The sequence below is a fragment of the Leptospira kirschneri serovar Cynopteri str. 3522 CT genome, from assembly GCF_000243695.2.
Taxonomy (GTDB): domain Bacteria; phylum Spirochaetota; class Leptospiria; order Leptospirales; family Leptospiraceae; genus Leptospira; species Leptospira kirschneri.
Genome location: NZ_AHMN02000011.1, coordinates 105,307 through 128,678, shown reverse-complemented (window position 1 = coordinate 128,678; position 23,372 = coordinate 105,307). Strand labels below are relative to the sequence as shown.

Genomic DNA, 23,372 nt, shown 5'->3' with positions numbered 1-23,372 from the left:
GTTAAAACAAAACCGTCCACATTTTCATAGACGTCCGAATAACAAACTCGAAACGGAAATCTTACGAAAAATAGATAGAATGGTAGTTCCCACAGATTTTTAAAAGAGAATTATGAATTCACCCAAAAAGTAAAACCGCAGTAGTTCCCACATTTTTCCAGAAAGATCACGAAAAATACAAAGTGGTAGTTCCCACGAAAAAAAGAATCAAAATCTCTTTTGAATGAAAACGATTGGATTTTTAAAAAAAACGAGATAACTTTCAAAGTTGGATTGAAAAAGGAAAAGAGTTCCAGTTTGAATCGGATCCATTCGGCAACAAAACGGAAAGAAGTACTACTTTACAGAGCACAACATTTCACATTCGTACCTTCTTGACGGTAGAAGATTCTATTCGAATCCTGCATACAGAGCTTTGTCCCAAAACCGATTTCGAGGCCGAACCGGAAAACCAAATCCAGTCATCGGCGATCCAGGCGGGATTATCTGGGACCGTTCAATTTCGACCAAGGTGTACTATAAAAATGGAATTCGCTCTTTCCAGTGAACAGAAAGAATTACGTGATCTCGCCAGAAAATTTGCCAAAGAGGAAATTCGCCCAAAAGCGGAACATCACGATCACACGGGAGAATACCCGCTCGCAGTCTTAAAAAAAGCTTGGGAAATCGGGCTGATGAATATTCATATCGAACCCAGATTTAACGGCGCAGGAATGCAGGAACTAGACGACGTAATCATAGGAGAAGAACTCTTCTGGGGATGTTCCGCTATGGCAACCGCTATTCTTGCCAATAATCTAGCACTAGCACCCGTTCTTTTAGGAGCAAACGATCGAATCAAAAAAGAATTCGTTCAACCGATGACCGAAGAATTTAAACTCGCGGCGTATGCAGTGACCGAACCAGGCGCAGGATCAGACGTAGCCGCCATTCGTACTTCCGCAAAAAAAGTCGGGGACGAATATATCATCAACGGATCTAAAATGTGGATCACTAACGCCGGTTATGCGGATTGGTTTTTCGTACTTACTAAAACAGATCCATCAGCAGGCCATAAAGGAATCACCGGATTTATCGTAGATTCAAAAACTCCCGGAATTATCATGGGAAAAAAAGAAATCAATATGGGACAGAAATGTTCCGACACGCGCGGAATCACATTCGAAGACGTGAAAGTTCCTGCTTGGCAGATGATTGGACGAGAAGGAGAAGGTTTTAAAATCGCCATGGGCGCCTTCGATCATACCCGTCCAGGAGTTGCAATCGGAGCCGTAGGAGTTGCACGTGCCGCGATGGAACATTCCATTCAATATGCAAATACGCGTAATACTTTCGGTCGCCCGATTATGGAAAATCAGGGAATCTCTTTTATGATCGCTGAAATGGCCAGAGATATAGAAGCAGGAAGACTTCTTTGTTATCAAGCCGCTTGGATGATTGATAATGGATTTAGAAATACATACCAAGCCTCGATCGCCAAAATGTTTTGTGCGGATATGTGTATGAGAATTTGTACAGATGCGGTTCAAGTTTTAGGAGGATATGGATTTAACACCGAATATCCGGTTGAAAAATTAATGAGAGACGCGAAAATTTTCCAAATTTACGAAGGCACTTCTCAAATACAAAGAATGATCGTTTCCCGTTTCCTCGCAGATGGAAAGGGAATCGAGGGACCGAACTTCTGAAAGAATTTTCACTCACATTCGAAGAATTTTCCGTTCAAGCAGAACGCGGAAATTTGATTCCTATCTTCAAACAGATTTTTTTAGATATGGAAACTCCGGTTTCCCTGTTTGCAAAATGGGGATGTGAATCTTCTCAAAATTCTTTCCTACTCGAATCTGTAGAAGGTGGAGAAAAACTGGGAAGAAATTCTTTTTTAGGCAAAACCCCTTCTCGTCTTCTTCAAGGTAAGGACGGTCTTTTTTATATCACCGTAGGAAACGAACCTCCTACAGAAGTAATCACCTATGATCCTTTAGTTCTTTTGGAAAATCTTTTGGGAAATGACGTATACGTTCAAGATTATCGTCTTCCTCCTTTTGCGGGTGGGGCAGTAGGTTTTTTATCCTTTGCAGCGGTTCGTTATTACGAAAACATTCCGAATACAAAACCAGAAGATGAAAACGCCCCCGATTGTTATTTTGGAATTTATGATGAACTTCTAATAGTCGATCATATTGATCACGTGTTAAGAATTGTTGTCAACGCAAGAGTAGGAGAACATTCTTCTTTAAAAGAATGTTATGATTTTGTAATCAACAAAATCGATTCCATAGAAAACGAGATTCGAAATGGAATTATTCCGGAAGAAATTAAAAATCCGAAAGTAGCAACTGGAAGTTTAGAACTAAACCCGAATATTCCAGATGAAGAATATAAGAAAAACGTAGAAAAGGCCAAAGAATATATCCACGCAGGAGATATTTTTCAGGTAGTTCCTTCTCGCAAATTGAAATTCAAACCGGATGTTCCTCCGTTTCAAGTCTACCGAGGTTTAAGAACCGTAAATCCAAGTCCTTACATGTATTATCTTAAGTTAGGCGAAATTACCGTCGTCGGAAGTTCTCCCGAAATTATGGTAAAATACGCGGGAAATCAGACTTATCTCCGTCCGATCGCGGGAACCCGTCCACGAGGCAAAAATCCAAATGAAGATAAGTTCTTAGAAGAGAACCTTCTTTCCGATCCCAAAGAAATTTCAGAACATATCATGTTAGTCGATTTAGGGCGTAACGATTTAGGAAGGGTTTGTAAACCTGGAAGTGTTCACGTAAACGATTTCAAAGTAATTGAAAAATATTCTCACGTTATGCACATTGTAAGTCAGTGTTCCGGCGAATTGGACGAAGAAAAAACCATATATGATTTGATTCGTGCCACACTTCCTGCAGGAACCGTTTCCGGAGCACCTAAGATCCGTGCGATGGAGATTATAGACGAACTAGAAACGACTCAAAGAGCGATCTACTCCGGAGCTTTAGGTTATATATCTTTTTCAGGTGAAAGTGACCTTGCAATCATCATTCGTACAATCGTGTTCTACGGAGATACAGCATTTTTACAGGCGGGTGGCGGAGTTGTATACGACTCGATTCCAGAGTCAGAATTAGAAGAAACAAAAAATAAAATGGCAGCACTGTTAAAGGCAGTCGAATTTGCGAGAAACGGACTTAGAGGAGAATGGAAATAATGTTTCTCCTGATTGATAATTACGATTCTTTTACATACAACCTTTATCAATATTTTTCTCAGATAGGAAACGAAATCGAAGTTTATCGTAACGATAAAATTACGTTAGGCGAAATCAATCATCTCTCGCCAAAAGCCATCATTTTATCCCCCGGTCCTGGCCGCCCGGAAGATTCTAAGGTTTGTTTGGATGTAATCCGTGAATTAGGAGGCAAACTTCCTATCTTAGGAGTTTGCCTCGGACATCAGGCGATCGGTCTTGTTCACGGGGGTAAAATCGTATCGGCTCCTTCCATCATGCACGGGAAAATTTCTCTTGTAGAACATGACGGAAAAGACATTTATAAAGGAATCTCCTCTCCTTTTGTGGCGACTCGTTACCATTCTCTCGTAATCCAACCGGAGAGTCTACCTAAGGAACTCGAAATTGCTTCTAAAACTCCCGATGGAGTCATTATGGGAGTTCGTCATAAAACTAAAAAACATCTTTATGGAGTTCAATTTCATCCAGAGTCCATCATGACCGGTGCCGGTTTGGATTTAATTAGAAACTTTTCATCCATTGTTCAGGAGTTATGAAGTTTTTTTTCAGGCTCTTATCATACTCTGTACATTATAAATATCGTTTTACGTTAGGAATCGTATTTGCGCTGTTAACCGCAATTTTAAACGCGGTTTCACTTACGGCGCTCATTCCGTTATTCGATTCTCTGGGAAATGACAAACAAACTCGATTTCAACTACAAATGACACTGCCAGAACAGAGGATTCTTCTCAAACAAAAAGTGTTCGGGAAAGATTCTTTGGATGGATTAGAAAGAACCAAACTTCTGTTAATCGAAGTTAAAGAATGGATCAATGGAAGAACAAAAGGACTCGAACCTAAAGAAGTAGTTTGGTCCATCTGTATCATTGTAATGCCACTATATCTTTTGAAGTTAATTACGTATCTATTGTCCGTGTTTTGTATCGCCACCGCGGGTTACAAGGCTGTGCGGGACATTCGACAGGAACTTTTCGAAAAAAACCAACTTCTCCCTTTAACTTACTTTTTTAAGGAAAAAACCGGTTTGATGATGAGTAGGATCATCAACGACGTGGAAGTAATCGCAGCTGTGATCTCCAGTAATTTCAGAGACGCTACGATCAATTTCTTTTACGTGATCACACACTTAATGGTATTATTATATTTGAATACTGAATTATTGCTAGTCGCGTGTCTTACGGTTCCGGTCATCATCCTTCCGGTCACTTTGTTTACTAGAAAAATCACCAAATCTACCGCAAAATCTCAAGAGAAAATGGCAGATCTAAACGCGAACATTCAGGAAATGATTTCCGGAATAAAGGTGATCCGAGTTTTTAACTCCGAAAGATACGAACAGGAAAAATTCGGCAAGATCAATCAAAACGTTTATCGTAGAAATTTTAAAGGTCAGTTTTATCTCCAGATCGCACCTTCTCTTGTAGAATTGACTTCTTCAGTCGTGGTACTTGGTTTTTTTGCCGCGGGTGCAAGTCTAATTTACAACGGAAGATTCACACAAGGAGAGTTTATGGCTTTCCTTTTGACTCTTTTATTTCTACTCAGACCCTTAACTCAATTGTCTCAAATGGTAGGAAAGGTGACTCAGTCCATCGCTTCCGGAAAAAGAATTTTTGAGATCATCGATTTAGAAACGGAAGATCATAGCGAAGAAAGTAAGATAACCGCTTTTCCACTATCGCAAAATATAGAATTTAAAAATTTATTCTTCTCTTATCCAGGAACCGGTTCCGCCATTTTAAAAGATATTAATCTCAAAGTCAAAAAGGGAGAAACGATCGCACTTATAGGCGCAAGTGGTTGCGGAAAATCCACTTTGATGGACTTGATCCCTAGATTTTTTGATCCTACTTCCGGATCGATAGAGTTTGACGGAGTCGACATTCGGGATTTAAGTCTAGGAGATCTTCGTAAAAAGATAGGTATCGTAACCCAGGACATATTTTTATTTCATGGTTCCGTTGCGGATAACATCGCCTATGGAAAACCGGGAGCGACTCGCAAAGACGTGATTCGAGCCGCAAGACTTGCACACGCACACGACTTTATCAAAAAGATGGACAACGGATACGACAGTATCTTAGGAGTTAGAGGTTTAAATCTTTCAGGCGGGCAAAGGCAAAGACTTGTAATCGCAAGAGCCCTTTTGAGAGACCCAGAAATTATGATTTTGGACGAGGCAACTTCCGCCCTTGACGTAGAATCGGAAAGATTAGTCAGCGACGCACTCCGCAGATTATATACAAATAGAACTACATTCGTAATTGCTCATAGACTTTCCACGATCAAGGATATTCCTAGAATTATAGTGATGGATAACGGAAAGATCGTGGAAGAAGGGGATCATAATTCCCTATATGAGAAAAACGGAATATATAGAAAATTATCAGACAATCAATTTGCCATCAACAACGGAGTATTACCATGAAGAAGAACGTTTTAATCGTGGACGACAACGACCGTTATGCAAATAACTTAAAGGTCTGGTTTGAACAAAAAGGTTTTGAAACCGTAAGAGCCGTAAACGCAGCCCAAGGCTGGGAAATTTATTCCAAGGATAAAAATCGTTTTCATACGATCGTAACCGACATCACTATGGAGACCCAAACTTCGGGACTTTGGATGATTCGAAAAATTCATAAGGACGGCTACGCTGGAAATAAAATCATTGCAACCACCGGTTTTGATTTTCCAGGGGTGATGTTTTTTTCTGCTTCTATACTACCTTGGTTTGCAGGAATCGGTTGGATGGTTCCCAAAGTTCCGTTAAAGGAAGGAAAGGTGGTATTTCTTTCCACCTCTCTAAAATCAAAAATAACTTTCGAATCAATTCTCTAAAGGAGGACCTTCTTCTTCGTTTTGATTGGAAGGAGGAGCCGGATCGGTTTCTTCCATTTCAGAAGCGGGAGTAAATTTATAGTTAGGCGGTCTTTTTTTCAAAAATTTCTTTACCTTTTTTTCTTTTGGCATTGTAGGCGGAGCAGTGATTGTTCTAATTTTCAGATACGGTCCAAAAACCCAAGACTGAATCGTTTCGTAATAACTTTCCGGATTTTTAGATTCCAATAAAAGAAGATAATAATGATCTTCCGCAAATTTATTTCCCACTTTTTGAATAAATCTACGATCGCTTTTTTTAAGAATTTTTCCCACCTCACCCGGAGAAAGCGGATGTAATTTACGAGATGCCGGATAAGGACTTTCCTGAGAATACGCTCCTTCTACATTTACGGTTCCGAACTGATAAAAAGCCTTTCTAAGATATAATTGTTGCATAACCCTTTGTGTAAGGTCTTCGGAAGTAGAATTTTCTAATATTCTAATAAAAGAATACGTTCCGTAGAGACTGGTATTTTGACCTATAGCTTCTATGATAATTTTAACGTATTGGGGTTTTATTTCTAAAGTTTGTTCTAGAATTCTTAAGGAAGCACGTGTTTTATGGATTCCCAGAGCTTCGATCGCGGTTTTTTGAAGTTCGAGATCGTCAGAATTCAAATACGTTTTGAAAAGTTTGAGATCCTCGTTTACCTGAAACGCCGCAAGCCCTAAGATGGAAGCTTTTACGATTTCTTTCCTGGAAGAACGGATTCCCTGACGAAGTAAAGCGTCTCTCGCAGAAGGATCTTGAGTTTTACCCATTCCCCTCCATGAGGAAAATTGAATATCCGGATCACTGGATTTAATTCCACTAAAAAAATAATTCAAAGAAGAAGGAGAACCTATATCAGCTAACGCTCTGTAGGCGGCCTGCCTAACAGCCTCTCCATCTTTTTCAATCACCTGATGAAGGGTTTTGATCCCACCTTTTCCTATTCTACCAATTGCTAAAACGGCAGCAGCTCTGACTCTTGGGATCGGATGAGTAAGAGCGATCCGATCCAGAGTCTTATAACGTTTTTCAGTTTCTGCCCTAAAAACCGTTAGAATTCCTTTTTTAACTGAAAGGTCGTAGTCAATTTCTTGTCTTTCTTTGAGAGTGAGGTCCTTTCTTTTCCTTCTTTCATAAGAAGAAACTCCGTCCCATTCTTCCGTTAAAGTTCTTGGATCGTCTATATTCAAACTTTCTGTTGAATCGGTTTCTTTTTCTTTTGGTGGAGTTTCTTCCGGATCTGGATTTTCGGTGTCTTCTTCCGTAGCATCCGTTTTTTGAAAAGAGTTTTGTTTTGGAAAAGGTTTACTGAACGATTCCGCCTCTAAACTTGAGAAAACATTTAAGAGAGAAATAAGAATAACATAAAGAGATAATTTTTGTAATTTGGAAAATGATAACATGGTGTGCCTTTGACAATTAAAATTTTTTCGCAGGAATTCTATTCATAAATTCGACTGATTTTTCAGATTTTTCCTATTTTTTTCCGTGACAAGCATGATTTCCAAAAATCGGAATGCTTGACGTATATGTTGAAAGCTGTTAAGTTTTAGTAAAAGGGAGAATATTTTATTAGTAAGCTCAGCGGCAATCTTAACGGCCTCAAATCCAATCAAATCCAAAGACTGAAAAAAATTTCCGAAAAAAGAATTCGGGAAGACGTAATCATCAATCAAGAACTGGCGCGCAATATCTGCGAATTATCCTTAGAAATTGGCAAACAAATCGGAGTTTTAATCGATCGGTCTGGTTACGTCACCCATGTATTGGTGGGTTCTGATAATTCGATCGAAATTCCATTTTTAGATAGACTCCGTACTTCCGAGGCAAGATTAAGAGGCCTCAGATTAGTTCATACTCATTTAAAGGGAGAATCCTTGAATCAAGAGGATTTAACCGACTTAGCTTTGTTGCGTTTAGATTATTTTACCGCTATCATTATGGATCATTCGGGAAATCCAAACGGATATTATTCCGCTCATCTCAATCCGGAATCGGAAGACGAGCTTTGGACCGTTCTTCCTAAACAATATCCCGGACAACTTAGGGAAGGAATTCTAGAAGAAATCTTAGAGATAGAATCCAGACTTTCTCGTTCCAAAAAAAATCTCAAGGACGCTCAAAAAGAAAACCGTGCTTTTTTAGTCGGTGTTTATCCGGAAAAAAACGCGGGTAGACATCCTTCTTTATCTATGGACGAATTAAAAGAACTCTGTAAAACCGCGGAGGTTCACGTTGTAGATACGTTTATACAAAGGAAAAATCGTCTCGATCCTTCTACGGTTTTAGGAAAAGGAAAACTAGAAGAAATCATCTTGAAGGCGATTCAAAAACACGTAGAACTTTTAGTATTCGATCTTGAACTGACTCCTTCTCAAGCAAAAAAGATTTCGGACATTGCAGACATCAAGGTAATTGATAGGACACAACTTATCTTAGATATTTTTGCGAGAAATGCAAAAAGTAGAGACGGTAAACTTCAGGTTGAATTAGCACAATTAAAATATCTCAAAGGGCGCCTAACGGAGTTAGACGATAACATGTCCAGGTTGACTGGTGGAATCGGAGGAAGAGGTCCCGGAGAAACAAAACTCGAAATCGGCAAACGTAGAGTCGAAGAAAGAATCACTAGACTCGAAGTGGAACTTAAGTCTTTGAAAAAACGAAGAGAAATCAATCGTAGACAGAGAAAGAAAAACGAATTACCTGCCGTCGGAATCGTTGGTTATACAAACGCAGGAAAATCCACTTTCTTAAATGCTCTGACAAACAGCGAAGTTCTTTCGGAAAATAAGTTATTCGCAACTCTGGATCCTACTACAAGAAGAATCCGTTTTCCAGAGGAAAGAGAAATTATAATTTCAGATACGGTAGGTTTTATACACGATCTTCCTCCCGAACTTTCCAACGCATTTAAGGCAACTTTGGAGGAATTAGGTGATTCGGATCTTTTAGTTCATGTTGTAGACGTTTCCAATCCGGATTACAAACTCCAGATGGAAGCGGTTGAAAAGATTTTAGAAGAATTAGAACTTTCTCATATACCTATGATCCAAGTCTTTAATAAAATTGATCGTCTTGAAAAATTTAGTATCTGGGCGATTGAAAACGATTCGAACGGTTATAAAAAATCTTCGGTAGATCACGGTCCGGGATTGGAAGCGATTGCCGATTTAAAAGAGGATTTAGGAATAGATTCTTTTTCCGATTCGGTTTTAGTTTCCGCGTTTCAAGGTTGGGGTTTAAAAACTTTTCTGGATCTTTTAGAAGATAGAATCTACAGTTTGTCTCGTTCTAATTATTCCAACACCAATTCGGTTTACTGATCTCGATTGTCATAAATTTTGATTGTAAAATCCTATTTCAATGCCAAATACCAGACACTTTTTAACGTAAATTCGGTATGAAAATTTTTTTAAAGTATGAGTTCCTACAATTTTAGAATTTGTTCTTAAAATTGTGATTCGCAGTAGTTCCCACAAATCTCGATTTTACAAGAAAATTTTTTGATAAAGCGCAGTAGTTCCCACAGATTAAGTCTCTTACAGGTGATTTACAAATTTCTAAACTGATATTTTGTTGTTAAACTCACACAGGGGAGTTCCCACAGACAACATCGATTCACTTCATCTGTTTTCCAAGAAAAAACACAGCTTCGATCGAACCTGGAAATTCGAAATTTTCAAAAGGAGACCAACCAGATTTACTTTTAATTTCTTCCTTTAAAAACTTCTTTGGCTTTTTTAAATTTAAGACCGTGAAATTGGCAGAATAACCTGGTTCGATTCTTCCAAAACCCTTTCCAAATTTCTCAGGAAGATATTCGTTCACAAAATCGCCTGGATTTTTTGCGCAGATTCTTGCGACCGTTTTTAATTCCACCCCTCCTTTCAAAATCAACCATGTTACAAAAAGTGAATATGTATCCAATTGAGAAATACCACTCGTACCTTTACGTTTTTCTTCGATACTATGAGGAGCATGATCCGTAGCAAGATAATCGATCCAACCTTGTTTGACTCCTTCCAACATTCTTTCTCTATCTTCCTTATTTCTTAGAGGAGGATTCATCTGGAACCAATGACGATTTTCCGGAGTCAACATAGACCTATCAAAAAACAAATGAGTAGGAGTAACCTCACACGTGACCTTTATTCCTTTTTGTTTTGCAAATTTGATCTTGTTCAGACCTTCTCCGGTAGAATAATGACAAAGTTTACCTCTGAGATTGTATTTTTCAATTAGATACAATGCAAAGTCAGTCGCCGTCGTTTCCGCTTCAGCCGGTCTTCTGTCTTCATGAAACGTTTCGTTCTGATGTTTTTCTAAAATTTCCGGATCTTCGCAGTGAAAACTTACATTTTCACCCACATAACTGGAAATTGTATCTTCCAAGGTTTGATTGTTATGAAAAAAAAGTTCTCCAATACTCGGTCCCATAAAAACCTTATAAGGCACTGATTTTTTCAGCGGTTTCGTATCCGGCCCGATTCCCGCATATAACGTTATGTGTATATTTGAAATATCAGCTAACTTGCGTTTTTTTGAATATGAATTTTCATCGATTGGGGGAATCGGATTATTCGGCATGTCTGCCACGTGAATCACTCCACCGTTCACGGCGGCGGCACTTGCAGAAACAAAATCCTCTTTGTAAGTGTGTTTACCACTTTCGTCTTCTCTCGCGTGAATATGAATGTCTCCGAATCCCGGAAAAATCACAGTCTCTAAAGAATCGAATTGAATTTCATTTTCCTGGCGTTGTGAATTCAAAATAGGAATAGATTCTTTTTGTTCTAAAACGGTTGAAATTAATCCTGTTTTAGAATCCCATTCCACAGTTCCTAAAAAATCTTTCTCATGAGTAACGATCCTACCGGATATTTTTTTAATCATCTAAAATCCTTTTTGAATAAACTTGAAAGATCGTAACAACTCAGAGTTTTTAGTTTTATCTCTTTTATCAATAAGTTCTTTTTATTAAATCTTCATTGAACGTGAATTCGGCGTAAAAAATTGGGAAAATTCTTCTGAAAAGTAAGAGTTCCTACATTTTTAGAATTTATTCGTACAATCGTGATTTGCAGTAGTTCCCACATTTTAGGAATTAATCTATAAAGTTCAGATCCTAATTTTTTTCAGAAAAATGAATCATGGATTCTTCACACTGAACTCACATTATCTATGGAGCAAAGTAATCCATACCAACAACGAGTATATCAACTTTTCTAAAGTGACAGTTTCTGTGGGAACTATTACATTTTCGGGGTTTATCCATAAAATTACAATTTGTATGAGTTCCCACACCCGGCTTTTTGACGGAAAAATTGACCACAGACCAAAGGATTAAAGACTTTTACGTAATTACTCCTTTGCTATTCGGACGAATAAAAATGATACTTATGCTGATGTAGGATCTCCTTCAAAGAGTCAACAAATCTGGATTAAACGCCATTTTTTTGAATGGCTTCCGCATTTTTAGTAAAATCGATTGCTAATTTTTGGTACTGCCTTTACGTCCGAGCAGTAAATAGACTGACATAGCACTATCCTCGAATAATAAGATTTATCCCCAAAACTCACCTTCTACGAGAATCACAATCACAACAAAACCCGTTGAACAACCTAAAACGCTTTCGTAAAAAGCGTTTTACTGAGTTTCAAACGCGACCCGTGGGAAAGCGTTTTGCTGAGTTTCAAACGCGACTCGTCGAACGCCCCATGAAAGTGAGACACTGAGTTACTTCGAGTGACCGTAGAAGCGAGACGCTGAGTTCAGGAAAGCGTTTTGCTGAGTTTTCCTCGCATCGCTCCCTTTCACGTTATCTTAATCTTTTTTAATAAAGTAGAATTGTGTTTTGGACACGCTGTAAATATTTTTACGAATAAATTCATCAAAGAGTCTAACTCGTTAAAGAAAAACTTTCTATGAAACCGCTGAAAAATCAGTGTCTTATTAAGAACCTCTATAAAATTAAAAGCAACAATCTAATCTTCGTTAAAGAATAAAGTTATTGAAAAATAAATTTCTTTTGCTTCTTTCTCGTTAAAGTGAAGAGATAATGCCGTTTTACTAATATTAGATATGAAATTTTCAATAATTCTAATAGAGTTGTTGAAAAATTCCATAACGGGAGTTAACAAAATTGCTTTAATTGTCCATTTCAATACAACGCAAACAGATCAAGAATTAATTTTTTAACAACTCTAATAATCATCTTAAATATCTTTACCAAATTAGAAATTTATTTTATCTAAGTTTCTTTTTCATAAAATCGTCGTTTGGTGGACGTTATCAAATTAAAAACTTATTTTATAAAAAATCCATTTCGCCAACTCATTCGCTCAATTGAAAAACATTTATAAAACGTAATTCACTTAACGCAGATCACGTTATATTTCATTGTTCCGGGACTACTCGTTTCAGAACCATCCTTGAAATTCACTGAAAAGTAATAACCCGTTTCTCCGTCTTGACTGGAAGACCAAAAGATTCCCGCATTCCGTAATTTCTGATCCGCTCTTTTACTGAAAGTTTTAAGTTGATCCTTTCCAGGTAAACGTTTGGATTTTTCTTCGCAGATCTCCTTTGACTGTGCCCAAGTTGCAGATCTATGAAAGGTATCATCCCAACCACGTTTACCATAAACGGGAGTTTTTGTATGATAGTTTTCGCAAATGAAATAACTAAAAATTCCTAAAAGTAGAGTGCTAAAGATAAGGATCGCTCTCGCTATAAGTTTCCCGCTTTCTTGAGACGTTCTTACTTTAGGAGAAGAATTTTTCTCCAAAGCGAGTTCTTTACTTTTACGCGGAAACTCTTGATTTCTTTGAAAATTTTTCCCTTGTTGTTGCTGACGTTGTTGATGAGATCTTACTCTCTGTTCATTTCCACTTCGGTTGGAATCCGCATTTTCTCGATTTCCTCCCGAACCTTTGTGATTGGAATGATGTTTCTTTCTAGGAGGCCTTCTTTTATTTGCCATTTGGACCTGTGTCTTTAAATTTAAGAACTTTTACTTGATTGGTACCAGAAAAATGAATCGTTGTAAATTAAAATTTCAATCCTTCGAAGAACATCACTTTTGCATTTGAATCTTACTCGCAAGTTATGAAAATGGTAAACCATGGAACGCCTTCGTATTGGATTGATCGGCGCCGGAACCGTCGGGTCAGGGGTCATCGAAATTTTAAAAAAAGAAAGTAGCAAGTATCTTGAAAAATTCGGAATAGAGTTGATTCTTTCCTCCGTTTGTACTCGAACTCCCGAAAAAATTAGAAAAGAACTTCAAAGTTTTCCTAACTGCAAATTAGAATCCGATTATCAAAAGCTTGTCACAGATCCTGAAATTGACATGATCTTAGAACTCGTGGGTGGAACAGACATAGCTTATTCAATCGTAAAAGATGCGTTAAAGTACGGTAAAACTGTAATTACTGCAAACAAAGCCTTACTTTCACAAAAAGGAGATGAGTTGTTTTCTTTTGCTCAAGAAAAGGGTTTGGAAATCGGAATGGAAGCTTCAGTTGCAGGTGCCATTCCAGTAATTCGTTCCATTCAGTCCGGTCTGGGTTCCGATTCATTTCTTTCTTTATACGGTATTCTCAACGGAACGACAAATTTTATTCTTTCCAAAATGGAATTGGAAAATTTGGATTATTCGGAGGCGCTTCGTATTGCTCAAGATTTGGGTTTTGCGGAAAAAGATCCTACCTTCGATGTGGAAGGTATTGATACGGCTCACAAAATCAGCATATTAGGAAGTTTAGCTTTCTCCGAAAAAATTCCTTTACAGAGCGTACAAATCGAAGGTATAACAAAGATTAGCGGATTGGATATTCGATTTGCGAGCGAACTTGGTTATAGAATTAAACTTCTTGGGTTAGTACGGAAGTTATCTCATAAAATCGAGGCCCGAGTTCAACCCGTGATGATTCCCATTAAACATCCGTTCGCAAATATTATGAACGAGATGAATGCAGTCTATTATCAAACCGTTTATGCGGGAGCAGGTATGCTTGTAGGCAAGGGAGCCGGGTCTTTACCAACGGCATCTTCGGTTGTCTCCGATATTCTTTATTATGGAGCGAGAAGAAACAAGGGTATTTCTCAGGAAAAAAATATTTTTCCGCAAGCTATGATTTCGGAAGCTAATATTTCTTTAGTACGCTATTATCTCAGATTTACTACCGTGGATTTACCTGGAGTTCTTTCTGAAATATCTAAAGTACTAGGGGACCACGGAATTTCAATCTCTTCGGTAAGGCAAAATGAGACAGAAAAAGAGCCGGTTGAAGTTGTAGTAATTACACATCCAGCAACGGAAGAAAATATTAAAAATTCATTGAAGATCATAGACGGTTTGTCTCTAATCCGACATACTTCGGTTGCAATTCGATTAGAGGATAAACTCTGAAAACCTCCCCCTCGAACGTGAATTTGAAAGATTCTTCGAAGTGTCAGTAATAGAATTTAAAAAAAAATGTTCTTATAAACATAGTTAAGGAATTTTCATGGCGAGAGTAGAATTTGATTCATTATACATCGAGACTTCAAGAACAAGTCTTCCCGATAAGGAAGTTCAACTCGTTGTCTTCAACGGGAAAGTGACTAATTCCAATTCTTTTGAAATTTCTCGGAAAATTCATTTTATCTTTGAAGAGGAAATTTATAATATCATTTTAGATCTTTCCAATTTGGAATATATCAACAGTGTAGGAGTCGCTACAATTCTTACCTTAATCAAAACAGTTGATCAACATTCCGGTAAGATTGTTATTGGAGGTCTCAATCATTTTTTAGAAAATGTAATTCGTTTAATGGAACTTCCAAAAAAAGTTCAAATCTATCATTCAATTGAGGAAGCTCAAAAAGCCTTTTCTTCTTAAAAAATATCCGTTACTCAATCAAATAACGCCTTCATAAAATTCTCTTAGGATTCGGCGAGTCAACGATTCGCTCTCTCAACTTTCTTATTGAATGTCTGACAAGAATTTTTCTGTAAGATGTTGTGCAGTAGTTCCCACATTTACAGAGGATTTTTAAGTTCCGTGAGAGTTCCCACAAATCACAATTTTACAGTAAAATTTTCAAATACTCAGGTAGATTTTTTAATTCGATTCAAAGTTAATGAAAAAGATTTATGAATCCTCAATTAACAACAAATAGTCGTTTATCCATTAAAATTTGTCTCTAAACAATTAGGGTTGTGGGAACTACTACTGTAAAATATAACAATAAAATATCCACCTGCCCTAAGTAAGGTGAATTCGGTATAACGCAAAAGGGATCGATGCGAGGTTAATAAATTGCAACTAAAGATGATTGTTGTATTATGTTTCCTATATACAATTTATTAACCAGAGCTGAGAGCCCGGTCCGGCTGCCACAGCAGCCGGATTCGCCCAATCTTCTTACACTGAACTCACGTTAAATAAGAAAGTATTTCAAAATTTATAGTGTTTTATTGTGTGGATCAGTAATCGAATTTCTACATGAAATCGTAATTTGGCGAAGACACTAGATTAAAAATTGATTCTATAATGGTTCCTTGAAATAAGAAATGTAGATTTAAAAATAAATCAATTTTCAACTTTTTTTATTCGAAAATTCACTCCATTCGATCCTCACCTGGAACTGTTATCGGTATGGGAACTTTATTATTAAACTCCAATTTTGAAATCAATTCTTCTCTTGGTAAAAACCGCTCTGAAACCGTTACTTTGTTGATTCCAGAAAAGACCTGGATTCATTTCTCTGAAAAGGATCGAAAACTTCTTTCCAAAAAAATTCCTGAACTTCTGAAAATCTACGGAAAATATCTTTCTACTACGAAACGACTTGGTAAAAACGCTGGAAGAACCTTATATCAGCCCAGTCCAGGAAAACATAAAATGAAACGTGTTAACGTTCGAGTCAATACCGCAAGTTGGACTCTATTCGGTGCTCTTGCACAAGCTCATGGTGTATCTCGTTGTTATCTTTTTAATTATCTCCTTTGGTTGGATTCTTTGGGTGTTGGAAATTCGATCGTGAATACGGTTAACGCTGGGGTTCCCATCTTCCATCGCTCTTACAGTTATATACTCCACCTGAACTTGACAGACAATCGAGTAATTCGCAAATTACAATATAAACCTAAATCCTATTTTGAAGCATTAGAAACCGGAAAATGGTCTATGCATTAGAAAACTATTAAGTATTTTAAAGAAGATCATTTTGAAAAAATACACTATATGTGGGATGTCCTCCAAATCGTATTACAATTTACCCCAATGACGAAGCAAAATAGAATTTTCAAAACCAAACTTTTCGTAAATTATTTTCCCTGCCTGTGTCGCATGTAAAATAATAAAACCGGAAAAAATCTCTCGTATTTCACTTAATATATGCTCAACAATATTGGAAGCATAACCCAAACCCCTATAATTGCGATCGGTTGTAATAGAATATAAACCGAAGGACTCACCATCGTAAAAGGTCATTCCAGTTGTAGTCATTCGTCCGTTTACAAAACCTCCATACAAACGAAAAGAATCTAGATTTAACAACTTGGAATATAAACTCAGTCGATCGTCAGATTCAAAAGAATCGTTTAAAATCTTTAGCCAAACTTTTAGATCCTTCTTAGATTCAATTTTTTGAATATTCAAATCTATATTTGATTTTTTGTTGAGTAAAATCATATCTCCTTTCAAAAACATTCCAATCTGTTCTTCGCAGGAATTATACCCGAGTTCATAAATCGAGATTTCATGAACTCTCGTATTCAAGAAATCCAGTATATATGGATCAAATCCCTTAACTCTTAGATCTTTGATTTCTAAAAACAAATCTTCAGATTGTAGATTTCCCTTTAATACAATCCTCGTGAACCAATTTGAATCCGGATTCGAATAAAAATCGAAGCTTTTATAATTAAAAATAGGAGTTCCCATCAAATTAGAAAGAGTCTAAGAAGATTAACGTAATTTTCAGTGATTTCTACGACTTTTGCCTGCATTAGAGATTCCTAGTTAAAGTAAATTCTATGTAAGAAAGATTAAGTGAATCCGACTTGCCACAGACAGCCGACGAGCGCTCAGCTCTTCTGGTCAATGAATTGCATACAGGAAGCATGATATAACTATCGTCTTTAATTTCAATTTAGAACGCGACCTAAAACGCGACCCTTAGGAAAGCGTTTTGCTGAGTTCAGGGAGAGATGCATTGAGTTTGAGGAAAGCGTTCTGCTTTAGTTCCTCTCGCATCAATCCCTTTCGCCCCGATAAAACTGAACTATTACTAACATGTTCGTTCTCACATTTTCTAAAATAAAACCGTAAAACCCTGATCCGTGAGAGTTCCCACATTTTTGTGGAAAAATTAAGATGGGAAATTTATATTAAAGTCCAAAAACAACGAAGTTTTTCTACGTAAAACAAGTGTTCGATAAGAGAGGCGTAATCTGTGGGAACTCTCACAACCCAAATACTACAAAAAAACTCAAAATTCTTCGAATAAAGCCCAAGCAGCAAAACCTTCATCAATAATTTTAAAAATCCACTCATAAAAATTTAATAATATTAAAATTTACTAATTTTTAGAATCATCCTCCAACCAAAAATAAAAAACTGGAAGTATTACCAAAGTAAGAATCGTAGACGACACAATTCCTCCGATCACTACGGTCGCCAACGGTTTCTGCACCTCCGATCCGAGACCGGATCCGAACGCCATCGGTATAAATCCAAAAGAAGCGACAAGTGCGGTCATAATTACAGGACGAATCCGGCTCGTAGCTCCTTTTAAAACCGCATCCCTTAAGGACATTTTTTCGTTCTCTCGTATTCTGTGAATCGTATCTAACTTAACGAGTCCGTTTAACACAGATATTCCGGATAACGCAATACATCCCACAAATGCGGAAACGCTCAAATCCATTCCTCTCAAAAAAAGAAACCAAATTCCTCCGGTCAACGCAAACGGAACACAAAAAAATACAAGTAGAGCCCTACGAACCGACCTCAACCCCAGATATAAAACCACGAAAATCATCAAAAATGTGGAAGGAAGAATCACGGATAATTTCTCCTTCGCTTTGGAAAGATTTTCGATTTGCCCACCCCAAAACACGGAATATCCGCGAGGAATGTTCATACTAGAAATCTTATCTTTTGCTTCGGAATAAAATCCTTCCAGATCTCTTCCCCGAAGATTTACAGAAACGGCCACAAATCTTCTAGACTTATTCCTAGATATTGTCATGATCTTATCTTTTTTTTCTATAGAAGCAAGAAGTTTGATCGGAATCATACCACCGTCTTCCGTCCCAACTCCTATATTCGATATTTCAGATTCACGGTTTCTAAATTCTTCTGAGAGCCAAATTTTAATCGGAAATCGAACTTCTTCCTCGTAATATCCCCCCAATTCAAATCCACTCATGGAAGCTTCGACAACGCTGTTAAACAAAGGAAGAGATATATTATAATATTTTAATTTAAATGGATCTGGAATTATATCGACCACAGAAGATTTTCTAAGCGCCATAATCGGATCCAATTCCACCTCTGCAGCTCCAGGAATATTATGCAAGTTTTCCTTTAAGGAATTTTGCAGATCCAAAAGAGTATTTAAATCTTTTCCCAGTATTCTTACGCTAATATCGGCCCTACTCCCTTCTAAAAGTTCGTTAAACCTAGCCTCTAAAGGTTGGCTGAGAGTTAATTCGGATTTTGGAAAACTTTCCTGTACTTTTTTATGAATTCGGTTTAAAAAATTCTCCCAATTTTTTTCCTTTAACAGATCGTTTAAAGATTCCTTTTTAAGAATGATAAAAGTATCCGCATTAAAAGTTCCCATCGGATCGTTTGCTACGGAACTGGTTCCGATTCTGGAAAACACACTCTGAATTTCCGGCATTTGCATCAAAAGTTTTTCCACTTCTTTTTGTTCTTTCAAACTTTCTTCTATACTAATATCTCCTTCCCTTACGATCACCAACATCAAGTCCCCTTCCATTAACTTGGGAAGAAAAACCGTTCCCATTCTGGAATAGACAAACAAAGTAAACAGGAAAAATAAAATGGAACCGATTATAATCGATTTAGGTTTATTTAAAAGAATGGGAAGATACGTTTCATACAACTTTACAATTCTACTTTTTTTAACATCCTGATTTACGAAGTGCTTAGGTGGAGTGATAAAAAAGAACAACAAAGGAGGAAGAAAAAAAACGGCTAAAATTAAACTAAATCCCAATGCAAAAAGAACTGTCTGAGCCATAGGACGAAACATCTTACCAGGTATTCCGTCTAACGTAAAAATCGGAACATATACGAGCATGATGACTACAATTCCAAAAGACACCGGTTTTAAGACTTCTAACGAAGCGTTCAAAATCGTACGGATTTTTTCTTCCCGATTGAAAATAGGATCTCTTTCAAATCGAGTTAACACGTTCTCCGTGATTACAATAGAAGCATCTACAAGAAGTCCGAAATCGATTGCTCCCAAACTCATTAAATTGGCGGAAATCCCGAAAACCTTCATAAGGATCGCGGTCAAAAGCATGGAACCCGGAATGATCGCCGCGACTATGATCGAAGCTTTTATGTTATAAAGGATAAAAAACAAGGTCAGAACAACTAAAACTGCACCTTCGGAAAGATTTTTGGTCACGGTTAAAATTGTAGAATGAATCAAAAAAGATCTTTCAAGTAGTATCCGAACCTCTACGTCTTCCGGAAGTTTTAAAAGCGACACGGCGCGATTTAGATCCGAGTTCACTTGATAACTGTTCTCTCCCCGTAACATCATCGCGGTTCCCAAAACTATTTCCTTACCTTCAGAACTCGCCCCACCTAATCGTTGTTTACCGTGTTCCTTTACTTCTGCAATATCGGAAACCCGGATAGGAGAGCCTGTAAGAGTACGGCGAACCGTAACTTCCGATAAGGAGTTTAAACTTTTTTTGATTCCATAAGCTCGAACGATGGCGAGTTTTCCGTCGTTTTCTATAAAACCACCTCCAAAACTTTCTCCGATCGTGGACAATTCTCCGATTAATTGATCGATAGTTATTCCCCAAAATTTCATTTTGTTAGGATTTAAATCGATATGGATTTCTTTTTCATATCCTCCGTTAGAATCCACCTCTACAATTCCGGGCACGAGCGCTTTGATCTGAGGACGAACCGTATAATCTTGAACAGTTCTCAAATAGAGTAAACGTTCCTTTTCAGGAAGAGAAGCGAGTCTACTTCCTTGTTTTGCTTCTACGGTATAAAAGAAAATTTCTCCAAGCCCAGTGGTATTCGGAACGATCGTAGGCGAGATTCCTTTCGGAAGTTTTTCCTTTGCGCTTGAAATTCTTTCCAGAACCATACTTCGGGCTTGGTATATGTCCGTTCCTTCTTTGAAGATCAAAGATATATTAGAAAGTCCGAATTTAGATACGGAACGAACGTCTATTAGATTGGGCATTCCCATCAGCTCCGTTTCCAACGGAAACGTAACTACCTTTTCCACCTGCTCGGGATCTAAAGATCCGGTTTTAGCGATCACGATCACCTGAGTATTCGTAATGTCGGGAACAGCGTCGATCGACACGTCTTTCAAAGTGAAAAAAGAATAGATGAATAAAAAAAATACGATTCCCGCCGATAGAATCGGATTACTTAAGCTGATATTCAAAAGTCTGGACAGCATGTTGCAAAGTTCCTATAATTTCTTTTTCGTTTGTGATATACAACAAATTGAGCAGAGCTTCCAAATGCGCAATCTGAGCGTCCAAGATCGCATGATGTGTTTCATGAAGTTGGTTTTCCAACTCCAGATAACTGATCATCAATATTCTTCCTTTTTTGAATTCCACGTCTGCATAAATTAGATCTTTTTCAATTTCGTCTAACTTAGAAAGATTAAAAAGTTTAAGATTGATTTTGGATTGTTCGTAATCTAAAAAAGCTTGTTTGAATGCGGTTTTCACAAGATTTTCTTGATGATGAAAAATTTCCTGTTTGGACTTCACATTGACCTCCGCAGCGGAAATCTTATTTTGAAACCGATCCCATACTGGAATTCTAAACTTAAAACCGAAATCATAAAATCGGTTGGCTACTCCTGATCTGTCTTCACCCACTTGACTGATGATAGAATAATCCGGATATTTTTCCAAACTGGCAAGATTCAATTCTGTTTTCGCCTTTTCAATTTCACCTTTAGCGGCCATCAGAGTCAGGTTTTGAGAAATCGCCTTATTTTGTAGTTCGTTGAAATCGAACTTCACTCCTTCCGTAAAAAATGGAATTCGAAACGAAGGAACGGTTTCAAACATAAGATACAAATTCATCGCTTCGTATTGTTTATTCGCGTCCAATTCTAGATCGTTGAAATGTTTTCTAAGAGCCAAAATTTTTCTTTGAATGATAAACAAATCGGTCTTTGACTGAGGAGTGATAAACGGTCTCGCACGGATGTAACTTTCTAATATGGATAATCTTTTGAGACGTTCTTTAACGTGATTTTTTTTTCCGGCAGAAACTAGATAACGATAAGCAAACTTAAGCGCGTTAAACCGAATCGAGTTATTCGCTTCTTGAAGCTGGATCTCTTTGATTTTGGAATTGTTATCCACCAAAAGTTGATGTAGTTCTTTTCTACCAGGAAAATACACGGGTTGTTCAAACTGAATGGCGTATTCGGAACCACTCTCGTTTGCAGCGCTTCTACGACCGTAGTCCAAAGTCAAAGAAGGATTCTGTGTTTTTCCCTGCTGTTTGCGTTGATAAAAAAGGGATTCCAAATCCGCATTTAAGGAAAGTAACAAAGAAGAATTTTTCTCGGCCCTGTCAAGAATGGTTCGAATGTCCAATAGAGAAGAATTTTCAGATCGAACGGGAGAAGCCAAAACTACTAAAAAAATTATCGAATTGAACAAAATAGGTAAGTTTAAAAAGTTATTTACAATGTTTTTCATTAAAATCAAAAACAGTTTCAAAAAATAGAATATACTTTTGTAAATTTCAGAAGTATGGTTCCGCATAGTCCGCCTCAACATTTAAATCGAAAAATTCTGTATCAGAACAAAACTCTTTCAAATTTTGAGATCAAAAGAAAGTATCATCGATTTCAAAACAGAAAGGATCAAAAATAGTGGAGACTATAAAATTAAATCAAAAGACGAACTGAGTCTAACGTTTGAATTTCGTTTGAGCCGGTTTTGAGAAAAACAGAAATGAATCGGGTTTCAAAATTGAAAGTAAAAAATGAAAAGTATACGTTTGAAGAATGAATTTGAGCTGGTATAAAAAATTTTAATAGTTTAAAAAAACTTGTGCCGATTTCCGAAAAAGTAATCGAGCCAAAATCCCAATCGCAACCTGGAGATTCATCCGAATTCGATTCTTGATGGCAAGAAGACTGAAGAGTTTCTATCGTTTTTTTTATTTTAGAATCGAATCCGCAGATGGGCCCACAATCTAAAGTCAAAATAAGAACGGCTAACAATGTACATCCGATCCATATTTTGAATATAACTTGACCCATATCTTATCAACATAATGTTCATCTGAACTTGTCAACGTAAAATAAGGGCGCCTACTGCGCAAAACACATCAAATAAGTATCAGGACTTCTTGAAAAAAACATAAAGTGAAGTTCGTCCGGAAAAACAGACATTGTTATACAAAATTTTTTTTCTCTGAACTCGACAGGGCTAATACAAAGTGCCTTCTCTATTTTCAAAGTTTTAAAGAACGATTTCAAAGAGGCCCCAAATTTTTTGATAGCTGGGTCATTGATTTCCTCGACTTATCACGAATTTGATCGTGCTCTTCTGAAAGTCTTCGTCATAGCGTGTTTTACGGGTATACTTTTTTATCCTTTTACTTTCAGAAGAATTCGGGACCACTGATTTTTACCCAACTGTCAGGTGAATACTATCACTACACATATCTAGTACTTGTTTTCTTCATAGTTTTCAGATGTTAGCTGAACTACAAGAATATCATTCTCAAGGACCTCTTCAGAGTGGAGGTTATTTTTTCGATACAGCTCCAGATACAAATCCTTTTATTTCGTTTAGACAACGTTATCCGGAATTGAACATACTTATAAGTGATACCTGAAATCTATGGTAGAATCACAAGTTCAACTAGAATTCATATATACGGATTTGCTAGGACTATAACCAATCCCACAAGTATTTGGATCTCAATATTAAATCTGTGGGAGTTGCGACAAATTCTCTGTAAAACTGAGTCCCACCCCACAAC

General features: G+C 37.3%; 15 protein-coding genes and 2 pseudogenes. 10 read left to right on the top strand and 7 right to left on the bottom strand.

Translation table 11 applies throughout. The annotated features are described in order from the left end of the window. Positions 1-524 precede the first annotated feature (524 nt). The 5 genes from LEP1GSC049_RS213025 to LEP1GSC049_RS213045 all read left to right on the top strand — a co-directional run bounded on the left by LEP1GSC049_RS213025 (position 525) and on the right by LEP1GSC049_RS213045 (position 6,079). On the top strand, positions 525-1,688 hold the full coding sequence (locus tag LEP1GSC049_RS213025) for an acyl-CoA dehydrogenase family protein (protein ID WP_004752996.1): 1,164 nt from the start codon (positions 525-527) through the stop codon (positions 1,686-1,688). A gap of 86 nt (positions 1,689-1,774) precedes the next feature. Continuing rightward, positions 1,775-3,196: an anthranilate synthase component I gene (gene trpE / locus LEP1GSC049_RS213030; RefSeq protein ID WP_025177965.1), complete on the top strand. Its 1,422-nt coding sequence runs from the start codon at positions 1,775-1,777 to the stop codon at positions 3,194-3,196. Continuing rightward, on the top strand, positions 3,196-3,774 hold the full coding sequence (locus LEP1GSC049_RS213035) for an anthranilate synthase component II (RefSeq protein WP_004752880.1): 579 nt from the start codon (positions 3,196-3,198) through the stop codon (positions 3,772-3,774). Before trpE ends, LEP1GSC049_RS213035 begins: the two co-directional genes overlap by 1 nt. Then, complete coding sequence (locus LEP1GSC049_RS213040; RefSeq protein ID WP_004752998.1) at positions 3,771-5,669, top strand: ABC transporter ATP-binding protein; 1,899 nt, start codon at positions 3,771-3,773, stop codon at positions 5,667-5,669. Before LEP1GSC049_RS213035 ends, LEP1GSC049_RS213040 begins: the two co-directional genes overlap by 4 nt. Further along, entirely contained in the window at positions 5,666-6,079 is a 414-nt protein-coding gene (locus LEP1GSC049_RS213045; protein WP_004753334.1) for a response regulator, read from the top strand. The genes LEP1GSC049_RS213040 and LEP1GSC049_RS213045 overlap by 4 nt, the downstream gene beginning before the upstream one ends. Here LEP1GSC049_RS213045 and LEP1GSC049_RS213050 read toward each other — a convergent pair. Continuing rightward, on the bottom strand, positions 6,068-7,516 hold the full coding sequence (locus tag LEP1GSC049_RS213050) for a HEAT repeat domain-containing protein (RefSeq protein WP_004753048.1): 1,449 nt from the start codon (positions 7,514-7,516) through the stop codon (positions 6,068-6,070). The genes LEP1GSC049_RS213045 and LEP1GSC049_RS213050 overlap by 12 nt on opposite strands. Before the next feature lie 213 nt (positions 7,517-7,729). On the opposite strand from LEP1GSC049_RS213050, the gene hflX reads away from it, so the two are divergent. Then, positions 7,730-9,439: a GTPase HflX gene (gene hflX, locus LEP1GSC049_RS213055; RefSeq protein ID WP_478219555.1), complete on the top strand. Its 1,710-nt coding sequence runs from the start codon at positions 7,730-7,732 to the stop codon at positions 9,437-9,439. 295 nt (positions 9,440-9,734) lie between these two features. On the opposite strand, the gene LEP1GSC049_RS213060 is transcribed toward hflX, so the two are convergent. Then, complete coding sequence (locus LEP1GSC049_RS213060) at positions 9,735-11,009, bottom strand: amidohydrolase family protein (protein WP_004759140.1); 1,275 nt, start codon at positions 11,007-11,009, stop codon at positions 9,735-9,737. Between the two features lie 1,478 nt (positions 11,010-12,487). Then, complete coding sequence (locus tag LEP1GSC049_RS213065; RefSeq protein ID WP_004753428.1) at positions 12,488-13,099, bottom strand: LIC_10572 family protein; 612 nt, start codon at positions 13,097-13,099, stop codon at positions 12,488-12,490. A 141-nt stretch (positions 13,100-13,240) separates the two neighbouring features. Between LEP1GSC049_RS213065 and LEP1GSC049_RS213070 the strand changes: the two genes are divergently transcribed. The 3 genes from LEP1GSC049_RS213070 to LEP1GSC049_RS213080 all read left to right on the top strand — a co-directional run bounded on the left by LEP1GSC049_RS213070 (position 13,241) and on the right by LEP1GSC049_RS213080 (position 16,301). Continuing rightward, positions 13,241-14,530 (top strand): homoserine dehydrogenase, encoded by a 1,290-nt coding sequence (locus LEP1GSC049_RS213070; protein WP_004753359.1) that lies wholly within the window; start codon positions 13,241-13,243, stop codon positions 14,528-14,530. A 97-nt stretch (positions 14,531-14,627) separates the two neighbouring features. Next, a complete protein-coding gene (locus LEP1GSC049_RS213075; protein ID WP_000124812.1) occupies positions 14,628-15,002 on the top strand; it encodes an STAS domain-containing protein in 375 nt (124 codons plus the stop codon). Positions 15,003-15,761: 759 nt separating this feature from the next. Continuing rightward, positions 15,762-16,301: a DUF1564 domain-containing protein gene (locus LEP1GSC049_RS213080; protein WP_004752849.1), complete on the top strand. Its 540-nt coding sequence runs from the start codon at positions 15,762-15,764 to the stop codon at positions 16,299-16,301. 72 nt (positions 16,302-16,373) lie between these two features. Here the strand turns inward: LEP1GSC049_RS213080 and LEP1GSC049_RS213085 are convergent. From LEP1GSC049_RS213085 to LEP1GSC049_RS213100, 4 genes and pseudogenes are all read right to left on the bottom strand, one after another. Next, positions 16,374-17,116: pseudogene (locus tag LEP1GSC049_RS213085) on the bottom strand (GNAT family protein). A gap of 572 nt (positions 17,117-17,688) precedes the next feature. Then, positions 17,689-20,805 carry an efflux RND transporter permease subunit gene (locus LEP1GSC049_RS213090; RefSeq protein WP_004753406.1) on the bottom strand — a complete coding sequence of 1,039 codons (3,117 nt, stop codon included), beginning with the start codon at positions 20,803-20,805 and terminating at the stop codon, positions 17,689-17,691. Then, a complete protein-coding gene (locus LEP1GSC049_RS213095; RefSeq protein ID WP_004763829.1) occupies positions 20,771-22,141 on the bottom strand; it encodes a TolC family protein in 1,371 nt (456 codons plus the stop codon). The genes LEP1GSC049_RS213090 and LEP1GSC049_RS213095 overlap by 35 nt, the downstream gene beginning before the upstream one ends. A 125-nt stretch (positions 22,142-22,266) precedes the next feature. Further along, the gene (locus LEP1GSC049_RS213100; RefSeq protein ID WP_004753021.1) at positions 22,267-22,605 is read right to left on the bottom strand and encodes a hypothetical protein; all 339 of its coding nucleotides are present in this window, start codon (positions 22,603-22,605) and stop codon (positions 22,267-22,269) included. A 443-nt stretch (positions 22,606-23,048) separates the two neighbouring features. Between LEP1GSC049_RS213100 and LEP1GSC049_RS2000000226565 the strand changes: the two are divergent. Then, positions 23,049-23,313 (top strand): annotated as a pseudogene (locus LEP1GSC049_RS2000000226565) (DUF1561 family protein); the annotation flags it as partial. Positions 23,314-23,372: the final 59 nt, after the last annotated feature.